Annotated in this window: 18 protein-coding genes; 8 read left to right on the forward strand and 10 right to left on the reverse strand. The window is 59.8% G+C overall.

From position 1 onward, the window contains the following. Window positions 1-74: 74 nt before the first annotated feature. The 4 genes from CJU81_RS11870 to CJU81_RS11885 all read right to left on the reverse strand — a co-directional run bounded on the left by CJU81_RS11870 (window position 75) and on the right by CJU81_RS11885 (window position 2,076). Window positions 75-536, reverse strand: coding sequence for a VUT family protein (locus tag CJU81_RS11870; protein ID WP_095028904.1), 462 nt, complete (start codon window positions 534-536; stop codon window positions 75-77). Window positions 537-701: 165 nt separating this feature from the next. Further along, window positions 702-911: a DUF1289 domain-containing protein gene (locus tag CJU81_RS11875; protein ID WP_095036766.1), complete on the reverse strand. Its 210-nt coding sequence runs from the start codon at window positions 909-911 to the stop codon at window positions 702-704. Beyond that, on the reverse strand, window positions 908-1,432 hold the full coding sequence (locus tag CJU81_RS11880; RefSeq protein ID WP_095036767.1) for a gamma carbonic anhydrase family protein: 525 nt from the start codon (window positions 1,430-1,432) through the stop codon (window positions 908-910). Before CJU81_RS11880 ends, CJU81_RS11875 begins: the two co-directional genes overlap by 4 nt. Window positions 1,433-1,473: 41 nt before the next feature. Next, window positions 1,474-2,076 carry a CoA pyrophosphatase gene (locus CJU81_RS11885; protein WP_095036768.1) on the reverse strand — a complete coding sequence of 201 codons (603 nt, stop codon included), beginning with the start codon at window positions 2,074-2,076 and terminating at the stop codon, window positions 1,474-1,476. Window positions 2,077-2,220: 144 nt separating this feature from the next. On the opposite strand from CJU81_RS11885, the gene CJU81_RS11890 reads away from it, so the two are divergent. The 7 genes from CJU81_RS11890 (at window position 2,221) to nagE (ending at window position 10,806) form a co-directional block, all read left to right on the forward strand. Further along, window positions 2,221-2,778 (forward strand): NUDIX hydrolase, encoded by a 558-nt coding sequence (locus CJU81_RS11890; RefSeq protein ID WP_095036769.1) that lies wholly within the window; start codon window positions 2,221-2,223, stop codon window positions 2,776-2,778. A gap of 35 nt (window positions 2,779-2,813) precedes the next feature. Next, complete coding sequence (locus tag CJU81_RS11895; protein ID WP_095036770.1) at window positions 2,814-3,380, forward strand: L,D-transpeptidase family protein; 567 nt, start codon at window positions 2,814-2,816, stop codon at window positions 3,378-3,380. A 272-nt stretch (window positions 3,381-3,652) separates the two neighbouring features. Then, window positions 3,653-4,384 (forward strand): GntR family transcriptional regulator, encoded by a 732-nt coding sequence (locus CJU81_RS11900; RefSeq protein ID WP_095036771.1) that lies wholly within the window; start codon window positions 3,653-3,655, stop codon window positions 4,382-4,384. Between the two features lie 33 nt (window positions 4,385-4,417). Continuing rightward, window positions 4,418-5,524, forward strand: a complete 1,107-nt coding sequence (gene nagA / locus CJU81_RS11905; RefSeq protein ID WP_095036772.1) for an N-acetylglucosamine-6-phosphate deacetylase — start codon at window positions 4,418-4,420, stop codon at window positions 5,522-5,524. Continuing rightward, complete coding sequence (locus CJU81_RS11910) at window positions 5,505-6,527, forward strand: SIS domain-containing protein (RefSeq protein ID WP_095036773.1); 1,023 nt, start codon at window positions 5,505-5,507, stop codon at window positions 6,525-6,527. Before nagA ends, CJU81_RS11910 begins: the two co-directional genes overlap by 20 nt. A 36-nt stretch (window positions 6,528-6,563) precedes the next feature. Further along, window positions 6,564-9,074: a phosphoenolpyruvate--protein phosphotransferase gene (gene ptsP / locus CJU81_RS11915; protein WP_095036774.1), complete on the forward strand. Its 2,511-nt coding sequence runs from the start codon at window positions 6,564-6,566 to the stop codon at window positions 9,072-9,074. Window positions 9,075-9,102: 28 nt separating this feature from the next. Next, complete coding sequence (nagE, locus tag CJU81_RS11920; RefSeq protein WP_095036775.1) at window positions 9,103-10,806, forward strand: N-acetylglucosamine-specific PTS transporter subunit IIBC; 1,704 nt, start codon at window positions 9,103-9,105, stop codon at window positions 10,804-10,806. A gap of 38 nt (window positions 10,807-10,844) precedes the next feature. On the opposite strand, the gene CJU81_RS11925 is transcribed toward nagE, so the two are convergent. Then, the gene (locus CJU81_RS11925) at window positions 10,845-11,156 is read right to left on the reverse strand and encodes a Nif3-like dinuclear metal center hexameric protein (RefSeq protein ID WP_095036776.1); all 312 of its coding nucleotides are present in this window, start codon (window positions 11,154-11,156) and stop codon (window positions 10,845-10,847) included. 4 nt (window positions 11,157-11,160) lie between these two features. Continuing rightward, window positions 11,161-15,057 carry a phosphoribosylformylglycinamidine synthase gene (gene purL / locus CJU81_RS11930; protein ID WP_095036777.1) on the reverse strand — a complete coding sequence of 1,299 codons (3,897 nt, stop codon included), beginning with the start codon at window positions 15,055-15,057 and terminating at the stop codon, window positions 11,161-11,163. A 285-nt stretch (window positions 15,058-15,342) separates the two neighbouring features. Between purL and mltF the strand changes: the two genes are divergently transcribed. After that, window positions 15,343-16,800 (forward strand): membrane-bound lytic murein transglycosylase MltF, encoded by a 1,458-nt coding sequence (gene mltF / locus CJU81_RS11935; RefSeq protein ID WP_095001239.1) that lies wholly within the window; start codon window positions 15,343-15,345, stop codon window positions 16,798-16,800. A gap of 136 nt (window positions 16,801-16,936) precedes the next feature. On the opposite strand, the gene pdxJ is transcribed toward mltF, so the two are convergent. The 4 genes from pdxJ to rnc form a co-directional block, all read right to left on the reverse strand. After that, complete coding sequence (gene pdxJ, locus CJU81_RS11940; RefSeq protein WP_095028912.1) at window positions 16,937-17,680, reverse strand: pyridoxine 5'-phosphate synthase; 744 nt, start codon at window positions 17,678-17,680, stop codon at window positions 16,937-16,939. 50 nt (window positions 17,681-17,730) lie between these two features. Continuing rightward, window positions 17,731-18,420, reverse strand: coding sequence for a DNA repair protein RecO (recO, locus tag CJU81_RS11945; RefSeq protein ID WP_095036778.1), 690 nt, complete (start codon window positions 18,418-18,420; stop codon window positions 17,731-17,733). Window positions 18,421-18,615: 195 nt separating this feature from the next. Next, window positions 18,616-19,518 carry a GTPase Era gene (gene era / locus CJU81_RS11950; RefSeq protein ID WP_019822047.1) on the reverse strand — a complete coding sequence of 301 codons (903 nt, stop codon included), beginning with the start codon at window positions 19,516-19,518 and terminating at the stop codon, window positions 18,616-18,618. After that, window positions 19,511-20,200 carry a ribonuclease III gene (gene rnc / locus CJU81_RS11955; RefSeq protein ID WP_029611545.1) on the reverse strand — a complete coding sequence of 230 codons (690 nt, stop codon included), beginning with the start codon at window positions 20,198-20,200 and terminating at the stop codon, window positions 19,511-19,513. The genes era and rnc overlap by 8 nt, the downstream gene beginning before the upstream one ends. Window positions 20,201-20,282: the final 82 nt, after the last annotated feature.

Raw genomic sequence — 20,282 nt, forward strand, 5'->3', positions numbered from 1 at the left:
AGGAAACAAATCATCGAAGGCACTGACCAAGCCAGCGCCTGCAGGGGGGATACAAAGGCCGGCATTTTACATGACTAGACCGCGGCTTTGCGCAAACGCCAGGCCATTGCCAGCCATACACAGGTGACGCCGGCGAATTTCGAGGCCATGGCGATAATGATCACGCCAGGGGTAAAAGCATCAATCATGCCGAAGAAGATAAAGGTATCGATCGGGATGCTCAGCGCAGAGCTGATCCACAAGCGATCATGCAGCGGTCGTTTGGTGATGCTGAACACCAGCCAGTCGATGCATTCGGAAACGGCAAACGCCGTGGCACTGGCCAGGGCAATCGAGGGGTCTGAGGTGATATACGACAGCACCAGCGCAGCCAGCATGGCCAGCAGAGCACCGTGGCCGAAGCGGGTTTGCACCATGTCGCGCAACACAAAGACCAGGCCGCCCCAGGCCGACCAGATGATGTCCAGATGTGGCGCCGTGGAAAACGCGAAGTTGATCAGCACGACGCTGGCGATATAAGCAATTAGAAACAGCATGGCAGCGGGCGACACCTCTAAATAAGGCGCACAGGGTACTTGAAGGACGTGCGCCAGGCCAAGAGCCCCTCACCCCAGCCCTCTCCCGGAGGGAGAGGGGGCCTTTTTGTGGTGATCGCAGATTCGCGTGCAGTCAGTCTCCACTCCCTCCGGGAGAGGACGTTCTCAGGCTTTAGAACCCAACATCCACACCACTCCACTGGCTTTGGCCCGCTCATGGCACAGCACCAGCACGTCGCGGCGTTCCGGGTTGGTCATGCGGTTCCAGCGGGTAATTTCCGCCACAGTACGCTGGCAGCCACTGCACACATCGTCGTCGTCCAGCGCGCAAATATTCACGCAGGGCGAGGCAACCTGGCGCTCTGCTTCTGTCATTGCTCTTGCACCTTGAGGTCACGGGCATAACGCTGGCCGTTCTTGACGTAGTGGGCCGCGCTGGCCTCCAGCAACTTTTTCTGTTCATCGGTGAGGTCGCGCACCACTTTGCCCGGCGAGCCCATGACCAGCGAACCGTCCGGAATCTCCTTGCCCTCGCCAATCAGCGAGTTGGCGCCGATGATGCAATGCTTGCCGATTTTGGCGCCGTTGAGGATCACCGCATTGATACCGATCAGGCTGTAATCGCCTACCGTACAGCCATGCAGCATGGCGTTATGGCCAATGGTCACGCCGGTGCCGAGGGTCAGCGGGTAACCCATGTCGGTATGCATCACCGCGCCATCCTGCACATTGCTGTACTTGCCAATCAGGATCAGTTCGTTATCGCCGCGCAACACGGCGTTAAACCAGACACTGGCACCCTCCTCCAGCCGCACCTTGCCAATAAGGGTGGCGGTGGGCGCGGTCCAGCTGTCGGGATGGGTTTCGACGAGCGAATCACCCAGGCTGTATTTCATGCTGATGTCCTCAAGGCAGGCGTGGCCGTCTGCTGACGGCTCTAAATTGGAATGGAACGTTCGGGCGGGGTATGCAGGTTGATGTTGACGTCGTCATAGAGCAGGTTCATCAGCTCCACGATCATGATTGCCGTCAGCCCCCAGATTTTGTACACACCAAAACGGTAGCTCGGCACGTACCAGCTACGGCCCTGGTAGTCGATGCGATGAGTGTGCTCACGCGGGTCCTGGCGGAAGAACTCCAGCGGCACGCTAAATACCGCGGCGATTTCGGCGTCATTGGCCAGATATTCAACGTAATCCGGGACCAGACCGACATAAGGAGTGACGCGAATACCGTGCAACGAGATCAAGGGGCTCAGCGGCCCGATCACCTCGACCAGCCCCGGCGGCAAGCCGATTTCTTCTTGCGCCTCACGAAGCGCGGTGAACACCAGGTCGGGGTCTTCCGGGTCGCGGCGCCCGCCCGGAAAAGCCACTTCACCACCGTGGGTCGACAACCCGCTGGCACGCAGGGTCAGAATCAGTTCAGGCTCAGAACTGCGCGTCACCGGCAACAACACCGCAGCTTCCGGGAAATTCCGTTCTGTTTCCAGCGTCCGTGGGGTATAGCGGCTCACACGGCCAAGCAGCTCGTCCAGCATAGGTCATCTCGATCCGTCACTTATCGGGCATCATGCACCAAATCGTACCGGGCACCCAAGTCCTACAGTGTCGCAGCCCGCCATGCCGCACTTGCCGCGAGCCCGTCTCAGCCCCAAGATAGGCAACGAGCCAGAGACCACAGCATGAAATTTTGCAGCCAGTGCGGCCATTCCGTCAGCCAGCATATCCCGCAAGGCGATTCACGCCTGCGCTATGTCTGCGACCACTGCCAGACCGTTCATTATCAAAACCCCAATATCGTCGCCGGTTGCGTGCCTGTGTGGGGCACGCAAGTACTGCTGTGCCGTCGCGCCATCGAACCGCGCAAAGGCTTCTGGACACTGCCCGCAGGCTTTATGGAGAACGGCGAGACAGTCGAGAACGCGGCCCGACGCGAAACCCTGGAAGAAGCCTGTGCCGTGGTCGAAAACCTGGCCATCTACACCTTGATCGATGTGCCGCATATCAATCAGGTGCATATTTTCTACCGCGCCGACCTGCTGGGCCCGAACTTCGCAGCCGGTGAAGAGAGCCTTGAAGTGCGCCTGTTTGAAGAAGCCGACATCCCTTGGTCAGAGCTGGCTTTCCGCACGGTCAGCCGTACCTTAGAATGCTTCTTCGCTGACCGCCCGGGCACTTTCTACCCCGTGCGCAGCGAGGCTGTAGCGCCGCTGGCCAGCCTGAACAAACCCCAAAAATAATGCTGCTCGCCTTGTAACTCAGGAATGCCCCTCTAATGCGTTGGTTGCTCGCTGCTCTTTGCCTGTCCTTTGCCGTTATCTGCCAGGCTTCTGTTGTCATAACCGTAAACGGCAAACCCGTTGATAAAAATCAGGTCCTCAAGCCCGCTCCGTCGTCGGAACCGGTTCGTGCGGGGCAAACTATCGACAAGGTGCTGGTCATCAAGTCTGCCCGCAAACTGGAGCTGATCAGCAACGGCAAGCCCATCAAGATCTACCGCATCTCCCTGGGCAAACAACCCAGGGGCCCAAAAATGCGCGAAGGGGACAAACGCACCCCCGAGGGCATCTACTGGGTCGACTGGCGCAAAAAAAGCGACAAGTTCAATCTGGCGATGCACATCAACTACCCCAATATCAGCGACGCGGCCACCGCCCGGCGTGAAGGCGTCAACCCGGGTTCGATGATCATGATCCACGGCACGCCGGACAGCGAAGACAACCCCGAAGAGTTGTTCCACACCCTGGACTGGACCGATGGTTGCATCGCGATGAAAAACCACGAAATGCGCGAAGTCTGGAGCCTGGTTCCAGACGGCACGATGGTTGAAATCCGCCCCTGAGCAAAAATAAATTCCAGCCGCCGTACCAGCATCCTCACCCCTGCACACTTAATACCACTGCACACCGCCGGGCCCATCAGGGCCCGCAACCTCTTGTCGCCCCCGCCAACACGCTAATACCACTTAAACACCAAACAAATAATCACCCCTGAAAACATTGTTCATACAGGGGGAAGCCCCAGTTTCGCGTATTGACTTGGTATTAAAGTGGTATTAGTTTTTCCGTATTACCGAGCGACAAAAAACCCAATAACCGCATCGGACACACCCCCATGAGCACGCTTCTTGCCCTACGCCCGGACGACACCCTGGCCACACCGTTGTACCTGCAACTCGCCCGAAACCTGGAAGCCGCGATTCACGCTGGCATCTGGAAAGCCGAGCAGGCACTGCCTTCCGAGCGCAGCCTGAGCGAACAACTGGGCTTGTCCCGCGTTACTGCCCGCAAAGCCCTGGAAGTGCTGTTCGAACAAGGCCTGATCCGCCGCAGCCAGGGCTCCGGTACCTTTATTACTCCACGTCTCGAGCAACCGTTGTCGCGGCTTTCCAGTTTCAGCGAAATGCTCCGGCTCAAGGGCTTTGTACCAAGCTCACAGTGGCTGGACCGGGAAATCACCCCGCCTACCCACGAGGAGCTGATCCGTCTGGCGCTGTCGCCCACCGACAAAGTCGCCCGCCTCAAGCGTCTTCGCAAAGCCGATGACACGGTCATGGCCATCGAAATGAGCACCCTGCCTGCGTCGCTGATCCCACAGCCGCAAGTGATTGGCGACTCGCTATACGAACATCTGGACCGTATCGGCAAACCGGTGGTCCGCGCCCTGCAGCACATTCAGGCGGTCAACGCCTCAGCCGAATTTGCCGCGCTGGTCGGGATCGAAGCGGGTACCGCCATGCTGCTGATGACCCGGGTCGGCTACCTGGAAGACAACACCCCCATCGAAGTCACCGACACCTATTGCCGTAACGATTACTACGACTTCGTGGCCGAGCTGCGCCGCTAACCCTCATTCGACGCTACGCCCGGAGAGCCGATCATGTCTGAAGCCAACATCCTCACGCCCCAAGGCTGGGTTCGCGGTCACCTGCTGCTGCAAGGCACCAAGGTGCTCGGTATCGAAGGCCGTCCCTGCGACCCGGCTGACAATGACCTGCCGTACCTGCTGCCCGGTTTTATCGACTTGCATGTTCACGGCGGCGGCGGCAAAGACATCATGCAAGGCAGTGAAGCCTTCGAAACCATCACCCGCACTCACCTGCGGTTCGGCACCACGGCGCTGCTGGCCACCACCATGACCGCTCCGAATCACGACATCTGCCGGGTGCTCGCTGCCCTTGGCGATTTCTGCCAGCAGCGTCCAAGCGGCTGCGCCCGGGTGCTCGGCGTGCACCTTGAAGGCCCGTTTATCAACCCAGGCAAACTCGGCGCGCAGCCCAACTTCGCCCACACCGCGCTGATGGCTGAAGTCGAGGACTACCTGGGCCTGGCGCCGATCAAGGTGATCACCATCGCCCCCGAAATTGCTGGCCACATTGAACTGATTGGCGAGCTCAGTGCCCGCGGTGTTCGCATGCAACTGGGCCACACCCTGGGCAGTTATGAAGAAGGCGTGGCCGCACTGGATGCTGGCGCCAGCAGCTTTACCCATTTGTACAACGCCATGAGCCCGCTACATCACCGCGAGCCCGGCATTCTTGGTGCAGCGCTGGCCCATGCTCGATTTGCCGAGCTGATCCCTGACTTGCTGCACGTACATCCCGGGGCAATCCGCGCTGCATTGCGTGCGATCCCCTGCCTGTACTGCGTCACCGATTCGACCGCCGCTACCGGCATGCCCGATGGCGAGTATCAATTGGGCAGCCACACCGTGACCAAATGCCTGGGCGGCGTGCGCCTGGCCGATGGCACGTTGGCGGGCAGCACCCTGACCATGGATCAGGCGCTGCGCAATCTGGTGAAAATCGGCCTGCCGCTGGCCGAAGCCTCGCAACGACTGTCGCAGTTCCCGGCCGATTACCTCGGCATGGTGGACCGCGGACGCTTGCAACCCGGCAGCTGGGCCGACTGCGTGCGCCTGGACCGCTCATTAAACATCACTGCCGTCATGGTCGAAGGAGAAGCGCTTGACTTCCAAAATGCTTGAAGAGGCCCAGTCCTCATGTGAAGCGGTCGAACGCCAGCTGATCAATCTCGATCCGTTCCTGGTCGACCTCGCCCGCGAACTGCGAGCCAACCCGCCCGATGTAGCCATGACCCTTGCACGCGGCAGCTCTGACCATGCTGCCAGTTACTTTGCCTACTTGACCATGCAGCACATGGGCGTGCCCGTGGCCTCACTGCCGATGTCGGTTGTCACCCTGCGCCAGTCACCGCTGCGGGTGAAAGGGCAGGCGGTATTTGCCTTCTCCCAGTCGGGTCAAAGCCCTGACCTGATTGACAGCCTGCGCTTGCTGCGTGAGCGTGGCGCCTTGAGCGTGGCGCTGGTGAATGCCGAACACTCACCGCTCGAAGAGGCCAGTGCCTACACCCTGCCCCTGTGTGCCGGTGCCGAATACAGCGTGGCGGCCACCAAAAGTTTTATTGCCACCTTGAGCGCCAGTGCCCGACTGATGGCGCATTGGGCCAATGACAAGGCCTTGCTCGAAGCTGGCCACTTGTTGCCTGCCGGTTTGCGCGATGCCCGCTCTCAAGACTGGAGCAAAGCCATCGACACCCTGCGCGATGCTCAACGATTGCTGGTCATAGGCCGGGGGGCAGGCTTTGCCATCGCCCAAGAGGCTGCGCTCAAATTAAAGGAAACCTCGACCCTGCAGGCCGAAGCCTTCAGTAGCGCCGAAGTGCGCCACGGGCCAATGGCTTTGATCGACGAAAACTACCCACTGCTGATTTTTGCTCCACGCGGTGTGGAGCAGGCTGGCTTGCTGACCCTGGCCCATGACATGCGCCAGCGTGGTGCCCGCGTATTACTCGCAGCCCCGAGTGATGTGCCTGATCGCGACCTGACTTTGAGCCAGGCGGCACACCCGGATCTAGACCCGATTCTGGCGATCCAGAGCTTTTACGTGATGGCCGCAGCCCTGGCCGAAGCCCGGGGGCTGGACCCCGACCAGCCGCGTTTCCTAAGCAAAGTGACCCGTACTCACTAAGCAGCCCCTTTCCACAGATTTAATGAGTATCGCGCCATGCACAATAATAAAAAGCTCACCCTCAGCGCGCCGCTTAGCGGTCCGATCATCAAGCTGCCCCACGTACCGGACGACGTATTTTCCAGTGCCGTGATGGGCGATGGCATTGGTATCGACCCGCTGAACGACTGTTTGTTTGCCCCCTGTGACGGGGTGGTGGTGCATGTCGCCAAAACCGCTCATGCCCTGACGTTGCGTGCCGAAAACGGCGCTGAATTGCTGATGCACCTGGGTATCGACACCTTTGAGCTGCAAGGCGAAGGCTTTGAGCTGTTGGTAAAAAACGGCGCACAGGTCTACCGCGGCCAGCCGCTCATACGCCTCGACCTCGACTACATTGCACAACGCTGCAAAAGCCTGATCAGCCTGCTGGTGCTGACCAATGGCGAACAGTTCGAATTGCAGCTTCTTGAGCAAAACACGGCCCAGGTTGGCGAGCCTTTGCTGCACATCGTTGCACGTCAGGCCGTCGGGGCGCCCGAGATTACGGACAACCCGAGCCTGCACGCCCAAGGCAGCGTGCGCATAACCCATAAGGGCGGCCTGCATGCTCGCCCCGCCGCCCTGGTAAGGCAAACCGCGCTGGGATTCAAGAGCGCATCGCGCTTGCACATCGGGGCCAACTCAGCTCCCTGCGACAGCATTGTCAGGCTATTGGCACTGGGTATCAGCGAGCAGGATGAGGTGCAGGTCAGTTGCGAAGGCGAGGATGCCGGTGCCGCGCTGCAGGCGCTTCTGGCTGCGCTGGGCAAAGTGCGATCCGCTCCCGCCCCGCACGTATCGGCACCCGCACCGACAAGGCCCAACAACCAACCGGGGCAGTTGAGCGGTGTATGCGCCGCCCCCGGCCTGGTCAGCGGTCCGCTGTTTTATTTGACCGGCGTACAACTGCCGCCCGACCCCGGCAATAACATCCCGGCGCAACAAATTCTGGCGCTGAATACGGCTCTGGAGCAGGTGCGCGAAGAAATCCAGCTCACTTTGATCACCGCCCGTGCGCAACGTCGAGTCGACGAGGAAGCGATTTTCGCCACCCACCTGGCTTTGCTTGAAGACAGCGCGCTGCTGCAGGCCAGCCATATCGCCATCGCCCAAGGCCGCGGTGCCGCCCACGCCTGGAGCGAAGCCATCGAGCAGCAATGCACGATTTTGCAAAGCCTGGGCAGTCCCTTACTGGCCGAGCGCTCCAACGATTTACGTGACTTGCAGCAACGGGTCTTACGTGCCTTGCTGGGAGAAAGCGGGCAGTGCCATTTACCTCCAGGCGCCATCGTGGCCGCCTTTGAACTCACGCCCTCCGACCTGCTGATGTTGTGCGAGCAGAACGTCGCGGGGCTGTGCATGGCAGCAGGTGGTGCTACCTCACACGTAGCAATTTTGGCACGCGGCAAAGGCTTGCCGTGCCTGGTCGCCCTCGGCCGCGAAGTCCTCGACTTATCCGCAGGCCAGCACCTGGTGCTCGATGCCGACAACGCCCGGCTGGAATTGGCGCCCACTGCCGAACGTATCGAGCAGGTCCGCCACACCACCCTTGCCCGCCAGCTACGCTTTGCCCGGCAACAGGTGCACGCCCATGAACCGGCGCTGACCCGTGACGGCCTGCACATCGAAATCGCCGCCAACGTGGCCTCCAGCCATGATGCCGCCAGCGCCCACGCCAATGGTGCGGACGGGGTGGGGTTATTGCGCACCGAGTTTCTGTTTGTTGATCGCCATACTGCGCCCAATGAACAGGAGCAGATCACGGCCTACCAGGAGGTACTCGATGCCATGGGCGACAAGCCCGTGATCATCCGCACCATCGATGTGGGCGGCGACAAACAGCTCGACTACTTGCCGTTACCCGACGAAGCCAATCCGGTGTTGGGTCTGCGCGGCATTCGCCTGGCCCAACTGCACCCGCAGGTGCTCGACCGGCAACTGCGTGCCTTGCTGCAAGTCAAACCGACGCAACGCTGCCGCATCCTGCTGCCGATGATTACCGAGGTCGACGAGCTGCTGCAGATCCGGCAGCGCCTTGATGCCCTGCGCATCGAGCTGGACCTGACCGAGCGCCCGCAATTGGGGGTGATGATTGAGGTCCCGGCAGCGGCCTTGCTGGCTGAACAACTGGCCGAGCATGCGGATTTCCTGTCCATCGGCACCAACGATTTGTCGCAATACACCCTGGCGATGGACCGCGACCATGCCGGGCTTGCCGCACGGGTCGATGCCTTGCACCCGGCACTGCTGCGACTGATTGCCCATACCTGTGCCGGGGCGGCCCTGCATCAGTGTTGGGTCGGGGTGTGCGGCGCACTGGCCAGCGACCCCCTGGCCACCCCGGTACTCCTTGGCCTGGGGGTACGCGAGCTGTCGGTAAGCCCGCTGCAAATCGGCGAAATCAAGGACCGGGTACGGCAACTGGATGCAGGGATGTGCCAAACCATCAGCCAGACATTATTGAACCTGAGCAGTGCTGGCGCGGTGCGTGAAGCTTGCCGCCAACACTGGCCACTTTCCGACTGACAACAACAAAAACAACGGAGAACCTCTCATGTATCAACACTTCATTGAAGGTCTGCAACGGCTTGGCCGGGCGCTGATGCTGCCCATTGCGATCCTGCCGATTGCAGGTTTGTTAGTGCGCCTGGGCGACGCCGACTTGCTGAACATCGCCATCATCCACGATGCGGGCAACACGATTTTCGCCAATCTGGCGCTGATCTTCGCCATCGGCATAGCGGTGGGTTTTGCCCGGGACAATAACGGTACCGCGGGCCTGGCCGGGGCCATCGGTTACCTGGTGCTGGTCTCGACCCTCAAAGTGCTCGATGCCAGCATCAATATGGGCATGCTCGCCGGGATCGTCAGCGGCCTGATGGCCGGGGGGCTGTATAACCGCTTCAAGGACATCAAACTGCCGGAGTACCTGGCGTTTTTTGGTGGCAGGCGCTTTGTGCCGATTGTCACCGGGTTTACCGCTGTGGGCCTGGGCGTGGTGTTCGGCTTGATCTGGCCGCCGATCCAGAACGGCATCAACAGCCTGGGGGTATTGCTGCTCGAAAGCGGCAGCATCGGGGCCTTCATTTTTGGTGTATTGAATCGACTGCTGATCATCACCGGGCTGCACCACATCCTCAACAACATGGCGTGGTTCGTGTTCGGAAGCTTTACCAACGAAGCGGGGCAAGTAGTGACCGGCGACCTGACTCGTTACTTTGCAGGCGACCCCAAGGGCGGCCAGTTTATGACCGGCATGTTTCCGGTGATGATGTTTGGCCTGCCTGCTGCGTGCCTGGCGATGTACCGCAATGCCCTGCCGGAGCGGCGCAAACTGATGGGCGGGATATTCCTGTCACTGGCGCTGACGGCCTTTTTGACCGGCGTCACCGAGCCCATCGAATTTGCCTTCATGTTCCTCGCGCCCCTGCTCTACATGTTGCATGCGTTGCTGACCGGGCTGTCGATGGCCATCACCAACCTACTGAATATCCATTTGGGCTTCACCTTTTCTGGCGGTGCCATCGACATGCTGCTGGGCTGGGGCAAGTCCACCAATGGCTGGATGATCTTTCCCATCGGGCTGGCGTACTTCGCTGTTTACTACGTGGTGTTCGATTACTGCATCCGCCGCTTCAAACTTAAAACCCCGGGGCGTGAAGACAACCCGGTGGCAGAAACCGCCGACCTTACCGGGCAGCAGCGCGCCAACGCCTATATCCAGGCCCTGGGTGGCCCGGACAACCTGATCACGGTAGGTGCCTGCACCACCCGCCTGCGTCTGGAACTGGCAGACCGCAGTAAAGCGCAGGATGACGCGCTGAGAGCCCTTGGCGCCATGGGCGTGATGCGTCCCGGCCGTGCAGGCAGCTTGCAAGTAGTCGTAGGTCCGACTGCCGATAGCATGGCCGATGAGATACGTTCGGCCCTATCGCAGCTCAATCACCAGCCAGCCGTAGCCACGGCTCAGGCCGTAGAGGAAGAAAGGGTACACAAGATGGAACCCGGGCTCGCACAGCAATGGCTAACCGTATTGGGGGGGCGCGACAATGTATTGCACGTTGAATGCGTGGCGCTTACCCGCTTGCGGATCAAGCTGGCGAACGAGGATTTACTGTCAGAGGATTTGCTAGATGCATTGGGCAGCCGAGGCATTAGCCAGCACGCCGATGGCGTTTGGCATGTGGTCGTGGGGAAACAGGCGCAGGTATTGAGCGAGATACTGGGGCAGATGATCAGGCCGACAAGCCAGAGTTGACGAAAACCTGCGCCAGCAGTTGCAGGTTTGGTACGGGCTTAAAAATCCGCCAAACGCCACACTTCATAAGCGGGCGTTTCATACGGGTGGCTGTGCTTGAGCGCAGCCACCACAACTTGAATTAGATCATCAGCGACGACCAGCTCAACCTTCCATTCCCCCACATACTCGACCTGACCGGTTTGCCCGATGAACGGCTGGCTGCCGTCCAGCGCACGAAACTGGCCCTGGCCCATGGTTTGCCAGGCGCAGTGGTCATAGCTGCCGATCCGTCCGCCACCGGCGGCGAATACAGCATCCTTGACCACGTCCACATGGCTCGGCGGAACGAAAAAGCTGAGCTTGTACATTTTTTTAATCGACCCAGACCCGTGCGTTGCGGAACATGCGCAACCAAGGTGCATCTTCGTTCCACTCTTCCGGGCGCCATGAGTTCTGCACAGCACGGAATACCCGCTCAGGGTGCGGCATCATGATGGTCACACGGCCGTCACGGCTGGTCAGACCAGTAATCCCTCGCGGCGAGCCGTTAGGGTTGGCCGGGTAGTTTTCAGTAACCTTGCCGTGGTTGTCGACGAAACGCAGCGCCACCGAACCGGACAGGTCCGCTTGCAACATGGCTTCTTCGCTGGCGAACTCGGCATGGCCTTCACCGTGAGCGATGGCGATCGGCATGCGCGAACCGGCCATGCCCTGCAGGAAGATCGAGTTCGACTCCTGAACCTGAACCATCGCCACGCGGGCTTCGAACTGCTCGGAACGGTTACGTACAAAGTGTGGCCAGAGCTCGCTGCCAGGGATCAGTTCGCTCAGGTTGGACATCATCTGGCAACCGTTGCACACACCCAGGGAGAAGCTATCAGTGCGCTCGAAGAAGCTCTGGAACGCATCGCGGGCACGGGCGTTGAACAGAGCCGACTTGGCCCAGCCTTCACCGGCACCCAGCACGTCACCGTAGGAGAAACCACCGCAGGCAACCAGACCCTTGAACTCGTTCAGGTCGACACGGCCGGCCAGAATGTCGCTCATGTGTACGTCGATTGCATTGAAACCGGCACGGTCAAAGGCCGCGGCCATTTCGACCTGACCGTTGACGCCCTGCTCACGCAGGACTGCCACTTGCGGGCGAATGCCTTTCTTGATGTACGGCGCGCTGATATTGGCGTTCACGTCAAAGCTCAACTGAGCGGTCAGGCCCGGGTTGTCTTCTTCGAGCAGTACATCGAACTCTTGCTGTGCACAGTCCACGTTGTCACGCATGCGCTGGATCTGGAAGCTGGTTTCAGCCCACTGGCGCTGCAACTCGCCACGCTGACCGGCAAACACTTTCTCACCGTTGAAGGTGATGGTGACTTCGCTGTTGTTCAGCGGCTGACCGATAACGTCAACGCACTCACCCAGGCCTGCAGCGCTGAACTGTGCAAGCACATCAGCAGTCGCGTCCTGACGCACCTGAATCACGGCACCCAGTTCTTCGTTGAACAAGATGGCTGGGAGCTGGCTCGCGCTATCTGCGAGGCAATCCAGGGTCAGGTTCAGGCCGCAGTGACCGGCAAAAGCCATTTCCATCACGCTGGTGAGCAAACCACCGTCGGAACGGTCGTGGTAAGCCAGCAGGTGGCCATCAGCATTGAGGCCCTGAATCACGGCGAAAAAGGCCTTGAGGTCTTCAGCGTCGTCAACGTCAGGCGCCTGTTTGCCCAGCTTGCCGTAGGTCTGAGCCAGGATCGAGGCGCCCATGCGGTTCTGGCCACGGCCCAGGTCGATCAGGATCAGATCGGTCAGGCCTTTGTCCATGCGCAGTACCGGGGTCAGGGTCTGACGAATGTCGAGCACCGGTGCAAAACCGGTCACTACCAGCGACAGCGGCGAGGTCACGGTTTTGTCCGTGCCCTCTTCGCTCCAGCGGGTTTGCATCGACATCGAGTCCTTGCCCACCGGGATGGTGATGCCCAGCTCAGGGCACAGCTCCATGCCGACAGCTTTTACCGTGTCGTACAGACGGGCATCTTCACCCGGGTGGCCTGCAGCGGACATCCAGTTGGCGGACAGCTTGATGTCGCTGATCTTGCCAATGCGCGAAGCCGCGATGTTGGTCAGGGTCTCACCGATTGCCATGCGGCCCGATGCCGGAGCATCCAGCAGTGCCAGCGGCGTACGCTCGCCCATGGCCATGGCTTCACCGGTGTACACGTCGAAGCTGGTTGCAGTGACAGCAACGTCAGCTACAGGAACCTGCCACGGCCCGACCATCTGGTCGCGGGCAACTAGACCTGTGATGGTGCGGTCGCCGATGGTGATCAGGAAGCTTTTGCTGGCAACGGCCGGGTGATGCAGAACGCGCTCGACGCACTCGCCGATGCTCAGCGCAGCAGGGTCGAAGTCATCGCCCAGCTCTTCTTCGCGAACGGCCGAACGGTGCATGCGCGGGGCCTTGCCCAGCAACACTTCCAGTGGCATGTCCACCGGGTTGTTGCCGAAGTGGCTATCCGTGACCGTAAGCTGCGGCTCGGCAGTGGCTTCACCGACAACGGCAAACGGGCAACGCTCACGTTCGCAGATCGCCTGGAAGCGCTCGAAATCTTCGACGCCCACCGCCAGCACATAACGTTCCTGGGATTCGTTGCTCCAGATTTCGTGCGGGGCCATGCCCGGCTCGTCGTTTGGAATGTTGCGCAGTTCGAAACGGCCACCACGGTCGCCGTCGTTCACCAGTTCAGGGAATGCGTTGGACAGGCCACCTGCACCCACATCGTGGATAAAGCTGATCGGGTTCTTGTCACCCAACTGCCAGCAACGGTCGATCACTTCCTGGCAACGGCGTTCCATTTCCGGGTTTTCGCGCTGTACCGAAGCGAAGTCCAGGTCAGCCGAGCTTGCGCCGGTGGCCATCGAGGATGCTGCACCGCCACCCAGGCCAATCAGCATGGCCGGGCCGCCCAGCACGATAAGCTTGGAGCCCACGGTGATTTCGGCTTTCTGTACGTGTTCGGCGCGGATGTTGCCCATACCGCCGGCCAACATGATCGGCTTGTGGTAACCACGCACTTCTTCGCCACGGGGGGTGGTGATGGACTGCTCGAACGTACGGAAGTAGCCGGTCAGGGCCGGACGACCGAATTCGTTGTTGAATGCAGCACCACCCAACGGGCCTTCGATCATGATGTCCAGCGCGGTCACAATGCGCTCGGGCTTGCCGTATGGCACTTCCCACGGCTGTTCAAAGCCCGGGATCTGCAGGTTGGACACGGTGAAACCGGTCAGGCCGGCCTTTGGCTTGGCGCCACGCCCGGTTGCACCTTCGTCACGGATCTCACCACCGGAACCGGTCGCCGCACCCGGGAACGGGGCAATGGCGGTCGGGTGGTTATGGGTCTCAACCTTCATCAGGATGTGCACTGGCTCCTGCACCGCACCGTACTGGCGGGTTTCAGGGTCCGGGAAGAAGCGCCCGGCAACACTGCCGACGATAACCGACGCGTTGTCCTTATAAGCAGACAGAACGCCTTCGCTGTGCATCACGTAGGTGTTCTTGATCATGCCAAACAGGCTTTTGTCCTGGCTTTGGCCGTCAATGTCCCAGCTGGCGTTGAAGATCTTGTGGCGGCAATGCTCGGAGTTGGCCTGGGCAAACATCATCAGTTCGATGTCGTGCGGGTTGCGACCCAGACCGTTGAAAGCATTGACCAGATAATCGATTTCGTCTTCGGCCAGGGCCAGGCCCAGCTCGACGTTGGCTTTTTCCAGCGCGGCGCGACCGCCACCCAGCACGTCAATCGCTGTCAGCGGCTTGGGTTCGGCGTGGCTGAACAAGCCGGCAGCCTGTTCAAGAGTGCCCAGCACGATTTGCGTCATGCGGTCATGCAATGCAGCAGCGATCAGTTCGGCATCGGCATCGCTGAACTGGCCAGCCACGTAGAACGCAATGCCGCGTTCCAGGCGCTGGATTTTAGCCAGGCCACAGTTACGGGCAATGTCGCTTGCCTTGCTTGACCAGGGAGAAATGGTGCCAAACCGCGGCAACACCAGGAACAGTCGGCCACTCGGCTCTTGGACCGGCACACTTGGGCCGTACTTCAGGAGACGAGCCAGTACCTGCTGTTCATCGCTGGTCAACTCACCGGTGGTATCGGCAAAGTGGGCGAATTCAGCATACAAACCCGTGACAGACGGAACCTTGAGGCTCAGTTGTGCAAGGAGTTTGCTGTGGCGAAAGGCAGAAAGGGCAGGAGCGCCGCGCAGGATCAACATCTTCGGGACAGCCTCGGGAGGGGTATGCTTTGAGGCCCGGCATTCTAGCCTAAACCGTTCGCCACGGCACCCGAAACGGCACACTGGAAGCACACCAAACGTCGCGAATCGACCAAAGCCTTATTCTTTATGGCTATCAGCGGCTTGACGGATGCTCGATTATGATCTTTAAACAGGGCTCTACCCCCTGTTCCACAAGGGTTTTAGCGATTTTAGCGGTCAATATCAGAATGACTGGAAATTGTCGAGATATGGCACCCGCGCTGCTTTGCGTATACTGCGCGGATGTTTTCTCTAACTGATATCCGCCCGCGCTGCGCCAAATGGCTGCTCGCAACCGGACTCTTCCTGATGCTCAGTGCCTGCGTTGAAAAACCCAGCACCCTGGAGCGCGTAAAGGAGGATGGGGTACTGCGGGTGATTACCCGTAACAGCCCTGCGACCTACTTCGAGGATCGCAACGGTGAAACCGGCTTTGAATATGAGCTGGTGAAGCGTTTTGCCGACGATCTGGGGGTCGAACTCAAAATCGAGACAGCCGACAACCTGGACGAACTGTTCAATCAGCTGGGCCAGCCTGACGGCCCGGTTTTAGCTGCTGCCGGCCTGGTCAGCAGCGAGAAGCGCCTGCAACAAGCCCGGTTCTCCCACCCGTACCTCGAAGTCACGCCGCAGATCATCTATCGCAACGGCCAGTCGCGCCCCACCTCGGCGGCGGACTTGGCCGGCAAGCGCATTACTGTCCTTAAAGGCAGCTCCCACGCCGAGCAGTTGGCCGAACTGAAAAAACAGTACCCCGGAATCGAATACGACGAATCCGACGCGGTCGAAGTCGTCGACTTGCTGCGCATGGTCGACGAAGGCCAGATCGACCTCACGCTGGTCGATTCCAACGAAGTGGCGATGAACCAGGTGTATTTCCCCAACGTGCGCGTGGCCTTTGACCTCGGTGATGCGCGCAGCCAGCGCTGGGCGGTGGCGGCAGGTGAAGACAACAGCCTGCTCAACGAGATCAACGCCTACCTGGACAAGGTTGAAAAGAACGGCACCCTGCAACGCCTCAAAGACCGTTACTACGGGCATGTCGACGTCCTTGGCTACGTTGGCGCATACACCTTCGCCCAGCATCTGCAGCAGCGCTTGCCCAAGTACGAAAAATTCTTCAAGGAAGCGGCCAAAAAAGAACAGATCGACTGGCGCCTGCTGGCAGCCATGGGCTATCAGGAGTCCTTGTGGCAGCCTGCCGTGACTTCGAAAACAGGCGTGCGCGGCCTGATGATGCTGACCCAGAACACTGCACAGGCGATGGGCGTGTCCAACCGCCTGGATGCCAAGCAGAGCATCATGGGCGGCGCCAAATACCTTGCGCTGATCAAGAGTGAACTGGACGATGATATCCAGGAACCTGATCGCACCTGGTTTGCACTTGCTGCCTACAACGTTGGCGGCGGGCACCTTGAGGACGCGCGCAAGCTGGCCAAGAAAGAAGGCCTGAACCCGAACAAGTGGCTAGACGTAAAGAAAATGCTGCCTCGCCTTGCGCAGAAGCAGTGGTACAGCAAAACCCGCTATGGCTACGCCCGCGGCGGTGAGCCGGTGCACTTTGTGGCCAACATCCGTCGTTACTACGACATCCTGACCTGGGCAACACAGCCGCAACTTGAAGGCGACCAGGCGGCTGACAGCAAGCTGCACATCCCCGGCATCGACAAGACCAAGCCTAAAGAAGAGCCACAGCTGTAGAGCGATTCATGTTCCGTAGTCGCTGCCGGGGAACGAAGGCTGCGAGCTTTTTCGCGATGCTCGTAAAATCAAGAGCTCGCAGCCTTCGTTCCTCGGTAGCGACTACGGGTCAGTATCAGATCCGTGCCTGATCTACTTAAACCTTGGCCGCTGCCACAATCAGCGCTTTCATTTCAGCCACTGCCGACTTGAAGCCCACGAACAATGCATGCGCCACCAGCGCATGGCCAATGTTCAATTCGTTGATGCCCTTGATCGCGGCGACCGCTTCCACGTTATGGTAATGCAAACCGTGGCCGGCATTGACGATCAGGCCTTGAGCCAGGCCAAACGCTACGCCATCGGCGACACGCTGCAACTCTTCGGCGACTTCGGTCGGGGTCTGGGCATCGGCATAACGGCCCGTGTGCAGCTCGATCGCTGGCGCACCAACGCGTTTTGACGCTTCGATCTGACGTTCATCGGCGTCGATAAACAGCGACACTTCACAGCCAATCCTGCTCAGCCGCTCGACAGCCGCCTTGATCCGCGCTTCCTGTCCGGCAACGTCCAGGCCGCCTTCAGTGGTCAGTTCCTGACGGGTTTCAGGCACCAGGCAGATATGCGCCGGGCGAATGCGCTCGGCAAATACCATCATCTCTTCGGTAACGCCCATTTCGAAGTTCATGCGCGTTTGCAGCACGTCCTTGAGCAGCAATACATCGCGCTCCTGGATATGCCGGCGGTCTTCGCGCAGGTGCACGGTAATGCCATCGGCGCCCGCCTCTTCGGCATCCAGCGCGGCCTTGACCGGATCAGGGTAACGCGTGCCGCGAGCCTGACGCAGCGTGGCTACGTGGTCGATGTTTACGCCGAGAAGAATGCGATTGCTTTGGGTCACGGGGGCTCTCCTGAAGAGTTGACGATTCGGCGCACAGCATACCGGTCTATTCAGGGCTTGCGAAACAACTCACGACTGGCCAGCGGCTTGCCAGCCAAATGAACGGCCAACGCCTGACGCATCAGGCGCTTGGCTGCTGACAAGGCGCCCGGAACGGTCCAGTCAGCCTCGGCCATACCGTGCAACTCGGCACCATGAAACAGCCCGGGCTGCACCAGATAAATACGCTCAAGGCCGGCATCCACCTGCAGGCGATACATGCCATCAGCCGCTACCGGCTCGCCATGAATATCCTGCGTCAGTGAAAAGCCATAGCCCAGATCGTCCAGCAGGCGCCATTCGAATGCGCGCAACAGCGGCTCCAGGGGACGCCCTTGCGCCAGGGCCTCCAGGGTTGCCGCATAGTGATCAAAAACAGCCGGATGCGGGTCTTCGGCAGGCAGTAACCGAATCAGCAACTCATTGAGGTAGAGGCCGCTGAACAGCGCTTCGCCATTGAGCCAGTTGGCAATACCGGCACTCTCCATGCGCCCGACGTTTTTCAGCTCGCCCCGGCCGCGAAATTCGATTTCCAGCGGTACGAAAGGCCGGGCCAACGTCCCCGCCTTGCCCCGCGCACTGCGCAACACCGCCCGCAGGCGCCCTTGAGGCGTGATGAAGTCCACCAGCGCGCTGGTTTCACGATAGGGGCGACTGTGCAGGACGTAGGCGAGCTGGGCGACAGGAGGGTTGCTGGACATGACTGGAGGTATCTCTGGAATCTAAAAGCACCCTCACCCTGGCCCTCTCCCGAAGGGAGAAGGGACTGACCGAGTTGTTTTTAGAGATGCATCGACCTGAAATACCGGGTCGATTATGGATTCAAAAACAGTCTTCCCGGCCAACCCCCATCAGCCCCCTCTCCCTCCGGAAGAGGGTTGGGGTGAGGGCTTCTTTTACAAGTCGCCGTAGCCCAGCGAACGCAGGGCACGCTCGTCGTCGGACCAACCGCCTTTCACTTTGACCCACAGGTTAAGCATGACCTTGGAGTCGAACAACAGCTCCATATCCTTGCGCGCTTCGGTACCGATACGCTTGATACGCTCGCCCTTGTCGCCAATGATGATTTTTTTCTGACCGTCACGCTCAACCAGAATCAAAGCGTGGATATGCAGGGTTTTGCCCTGCTGCTTGAATTCTTCGATCTCGACGGTGATCTGGTACGGTAGCTCGGCACCCATCTGACGCATGATCTTTTCACGTACCAGCTCGGCGGCCAGGAAGCGGCTGCTGCGATCGGTGATCTGATCTTCGGGGAAGAAGTGATCGTTTTCCGGCAGGTGATCGGCAATCACGCGCTCAAGGGCTTCAAGGTTGTGCCCATGCTGAGCCGAGATCGGGATGATCTGGGCGTTCGGCAGTTGCTCCTGAAGCCAGCTCAGGTGCGGCATCAGCTCGGCCTTGTCTTCGATGCGATCGGTCTTGTTCAACGCCACGATCAGCGGGCCGGTTACGTACTGCACGCGCTCCAGAACCATCTGGTCTTCGTCGGTCCACTTGGTGCGGTCAACAACGAAGATCACCACGTCGACGTCTTTCAACGCCGCCGAAGCGGTTTTGTTCATGTAGCGGTTGAGGGCCTTTTCGCCGCCCTTGTGCATGCCCGGTGTATCCACGTAGACCGCTTGCACGTTGCCTTCGGTCTTGATGCCCAGCATGTTGTGGCGGGTGGTCTGCGGCTTGCGCGAGGTGATCGCCAGCTTTTGACCCAGGATATGGTTCAGCAGCGTGGATTTCCCCACGTTTGGACGACCAACAATGGCAACGTAGCCACAGCGAGTTGCGGTTGTATCAGTCATGGCCATTCTCCACGCCAAGGGCAATCAGTGCTGCGGCGGCCGCTACCTGTTCGGCAATGCGACGGCTCACGCCCTGTCCCCGGCTTTTTTCATTCAATAAGGCAATCTCGCACTCGACAAAGAAGGTGCGGCAATGCGGTTCGCCCTGGATATCCACCACTTCGTAACGTGGCAGGTCACAGGCACGCGACTGCAGGAACTCCTGCAGGCGGGTCTTTGGATCTTTGTTGGTATCGACCAGGGTCAGCGTCTCGAACTCGCTGGCCAGCCAGGCCAGTACGCGGTCGCGGGCGACTTCCATGCCGGCGTCCAGGTAAATGGCGCCGATCAGTGCTTCAAGGGCGTCAGCCAGGATCGATTCGCGGCGAAAACCACCACTTTTCAGCTCGCCCGAGCCCAGACGCAAGTACTCACCCAGCTCAAAGCCACGAGCCAGTACCGCCAGGGTTTCACCTTTGACCAGGCGGGCACGCAAGCGTGACAACTGGCCTTCACGGGCCAACGGGAAGCGGTCAAACAAGGCTTCGCCGGCAACAAAATTGAGAATGGCATCCCCCAGGAACTCAAGGCGCTCGTTATTGCGCCCCGCGAAACTGCGGTGTGTCAGGGCCAGAACCATCAGTTCCTGGTCTTTGAAGGTGTAGCCGAGCTGACGCTCTAAACGTTCTAAAGAAAAACTCACGATTTACCCACGCTGAGTTCGTGGCCGAATGTCACCACCGGACCGATATTAGGGATCAGTGATGCTCGTTTATCGCATAGCA

This window comes from Pseudomonas fragi (assembly GCF_002269505.1).
Lineage (GTDB): Bacteria > Pseudomonadota > Gammaproteobacteria > Pseudomonadales > Pseudomonadaceae > Aquipseudomonas > Aquipseudomonas fragi_D.

Bases quoted from the DNA above. Each gene is read 5' to 3' on its own strand.
- CJU81_RS11870 (WP_095028904.1), bottom strand. From the start codon at position 536: ATGCTGTTTCTAATTGCTTATATCGCCAGCGTCGTGCTGATCAACTTC.
- CJU81_RS11875 (WP_095036766.1), bottom strand. From the start codon at position 911: ATGACAGAAGCAGAGCGCCAGGTTGCCTCGCCCTGCGTGAATATTTGC.
- CJU81_RS11880 (WP_095036767.1), bottom strand. From the start codon at position 1,432: ATGAAATACAGCCTGGGTGATTCGCTCGTCGAAACCCATCCCGACAGC.
- CJU81_RS11885 (WP_095036768.1), bottom strand. From the start codon at position 2,076: ATGCTGGACGAGCTGCTTGGCCGTGTGAGCCGCTATACCCCACGGACG.
- CJU81_RS11890 (WP_095036769.1), top strand. From the start codon at position 2,221: ATGAAATTTTGCAGCCAGTGCGGCCATTCCGTCAGCCAGCATATCCCG.
- CJU81_RS11895 (WP_095036770.1), top strand. From the start codon at position 2,814: ATGCGTTGGTTGCTCGCTGCTCTTTGCCTGTCCTTTGCCGTTATCTGC.
- CJU81_RS11900 (WP_095036771.1), top strand. From the start codon at position 3,653: ATGAGCACGCTTCTTGCCCTACGCCCGGACGACACCCTGGCCACACCG.
- nagA (WP_095036772.1), top strand. From the start codon at position 4,418: ATGTCTGAAGCCAACATCCTCACGCCCCAAGGCTGGGTTCGCGGTCAC.
- ptsP (WP_095036774.1), top strand. From the start codon at position 6,564: ATGCACAATAATAAAAAGCTCACCCTCAGCGCGCCGCTTAGCGGTCCG.
- nagE (WP_095036775.1), top strand. From the start codon at position 9,103: ATGTATCAACACTTCATTGAAGGTCTGCAACGGCTTGGCCGGGCGCTG.
- CJU81_RS11925 (WP_095036776.1), bottom strand. From the start codon at position 11,156: ATGTACAAGCTCAGCTTTTTCGTTCCGCCGAGCCATGTGGACGTGGTC.
- purL (WP_095036777.1), bottom strand. From the start codon at position 15,057: ATGTTGATCCTGCGCGGCGCTCCTGCCCTTTCTGCCTTTCGCCACAGC.
- mltF (WP_095001239.1), top strand. From the start codon at position 15,343: ATGTTTTCTCTAACTGATATCCGCCCGCGCTGCGCCAAATGGCTGCTC.
- recO (WP_095036778.1), bottom strand. From the start codon at position 18,420: ATGTCCAGCAACCCTCCTGTCGCCCAGCTCGCCTACGTCCTGCACAGT.
- era (WP_019822047.1), bottom strand. From the start codon at position 19,518: ATGACTGATACAACCGCAACTCGCTGTGGCTACGTTGCCATTGTTGGT.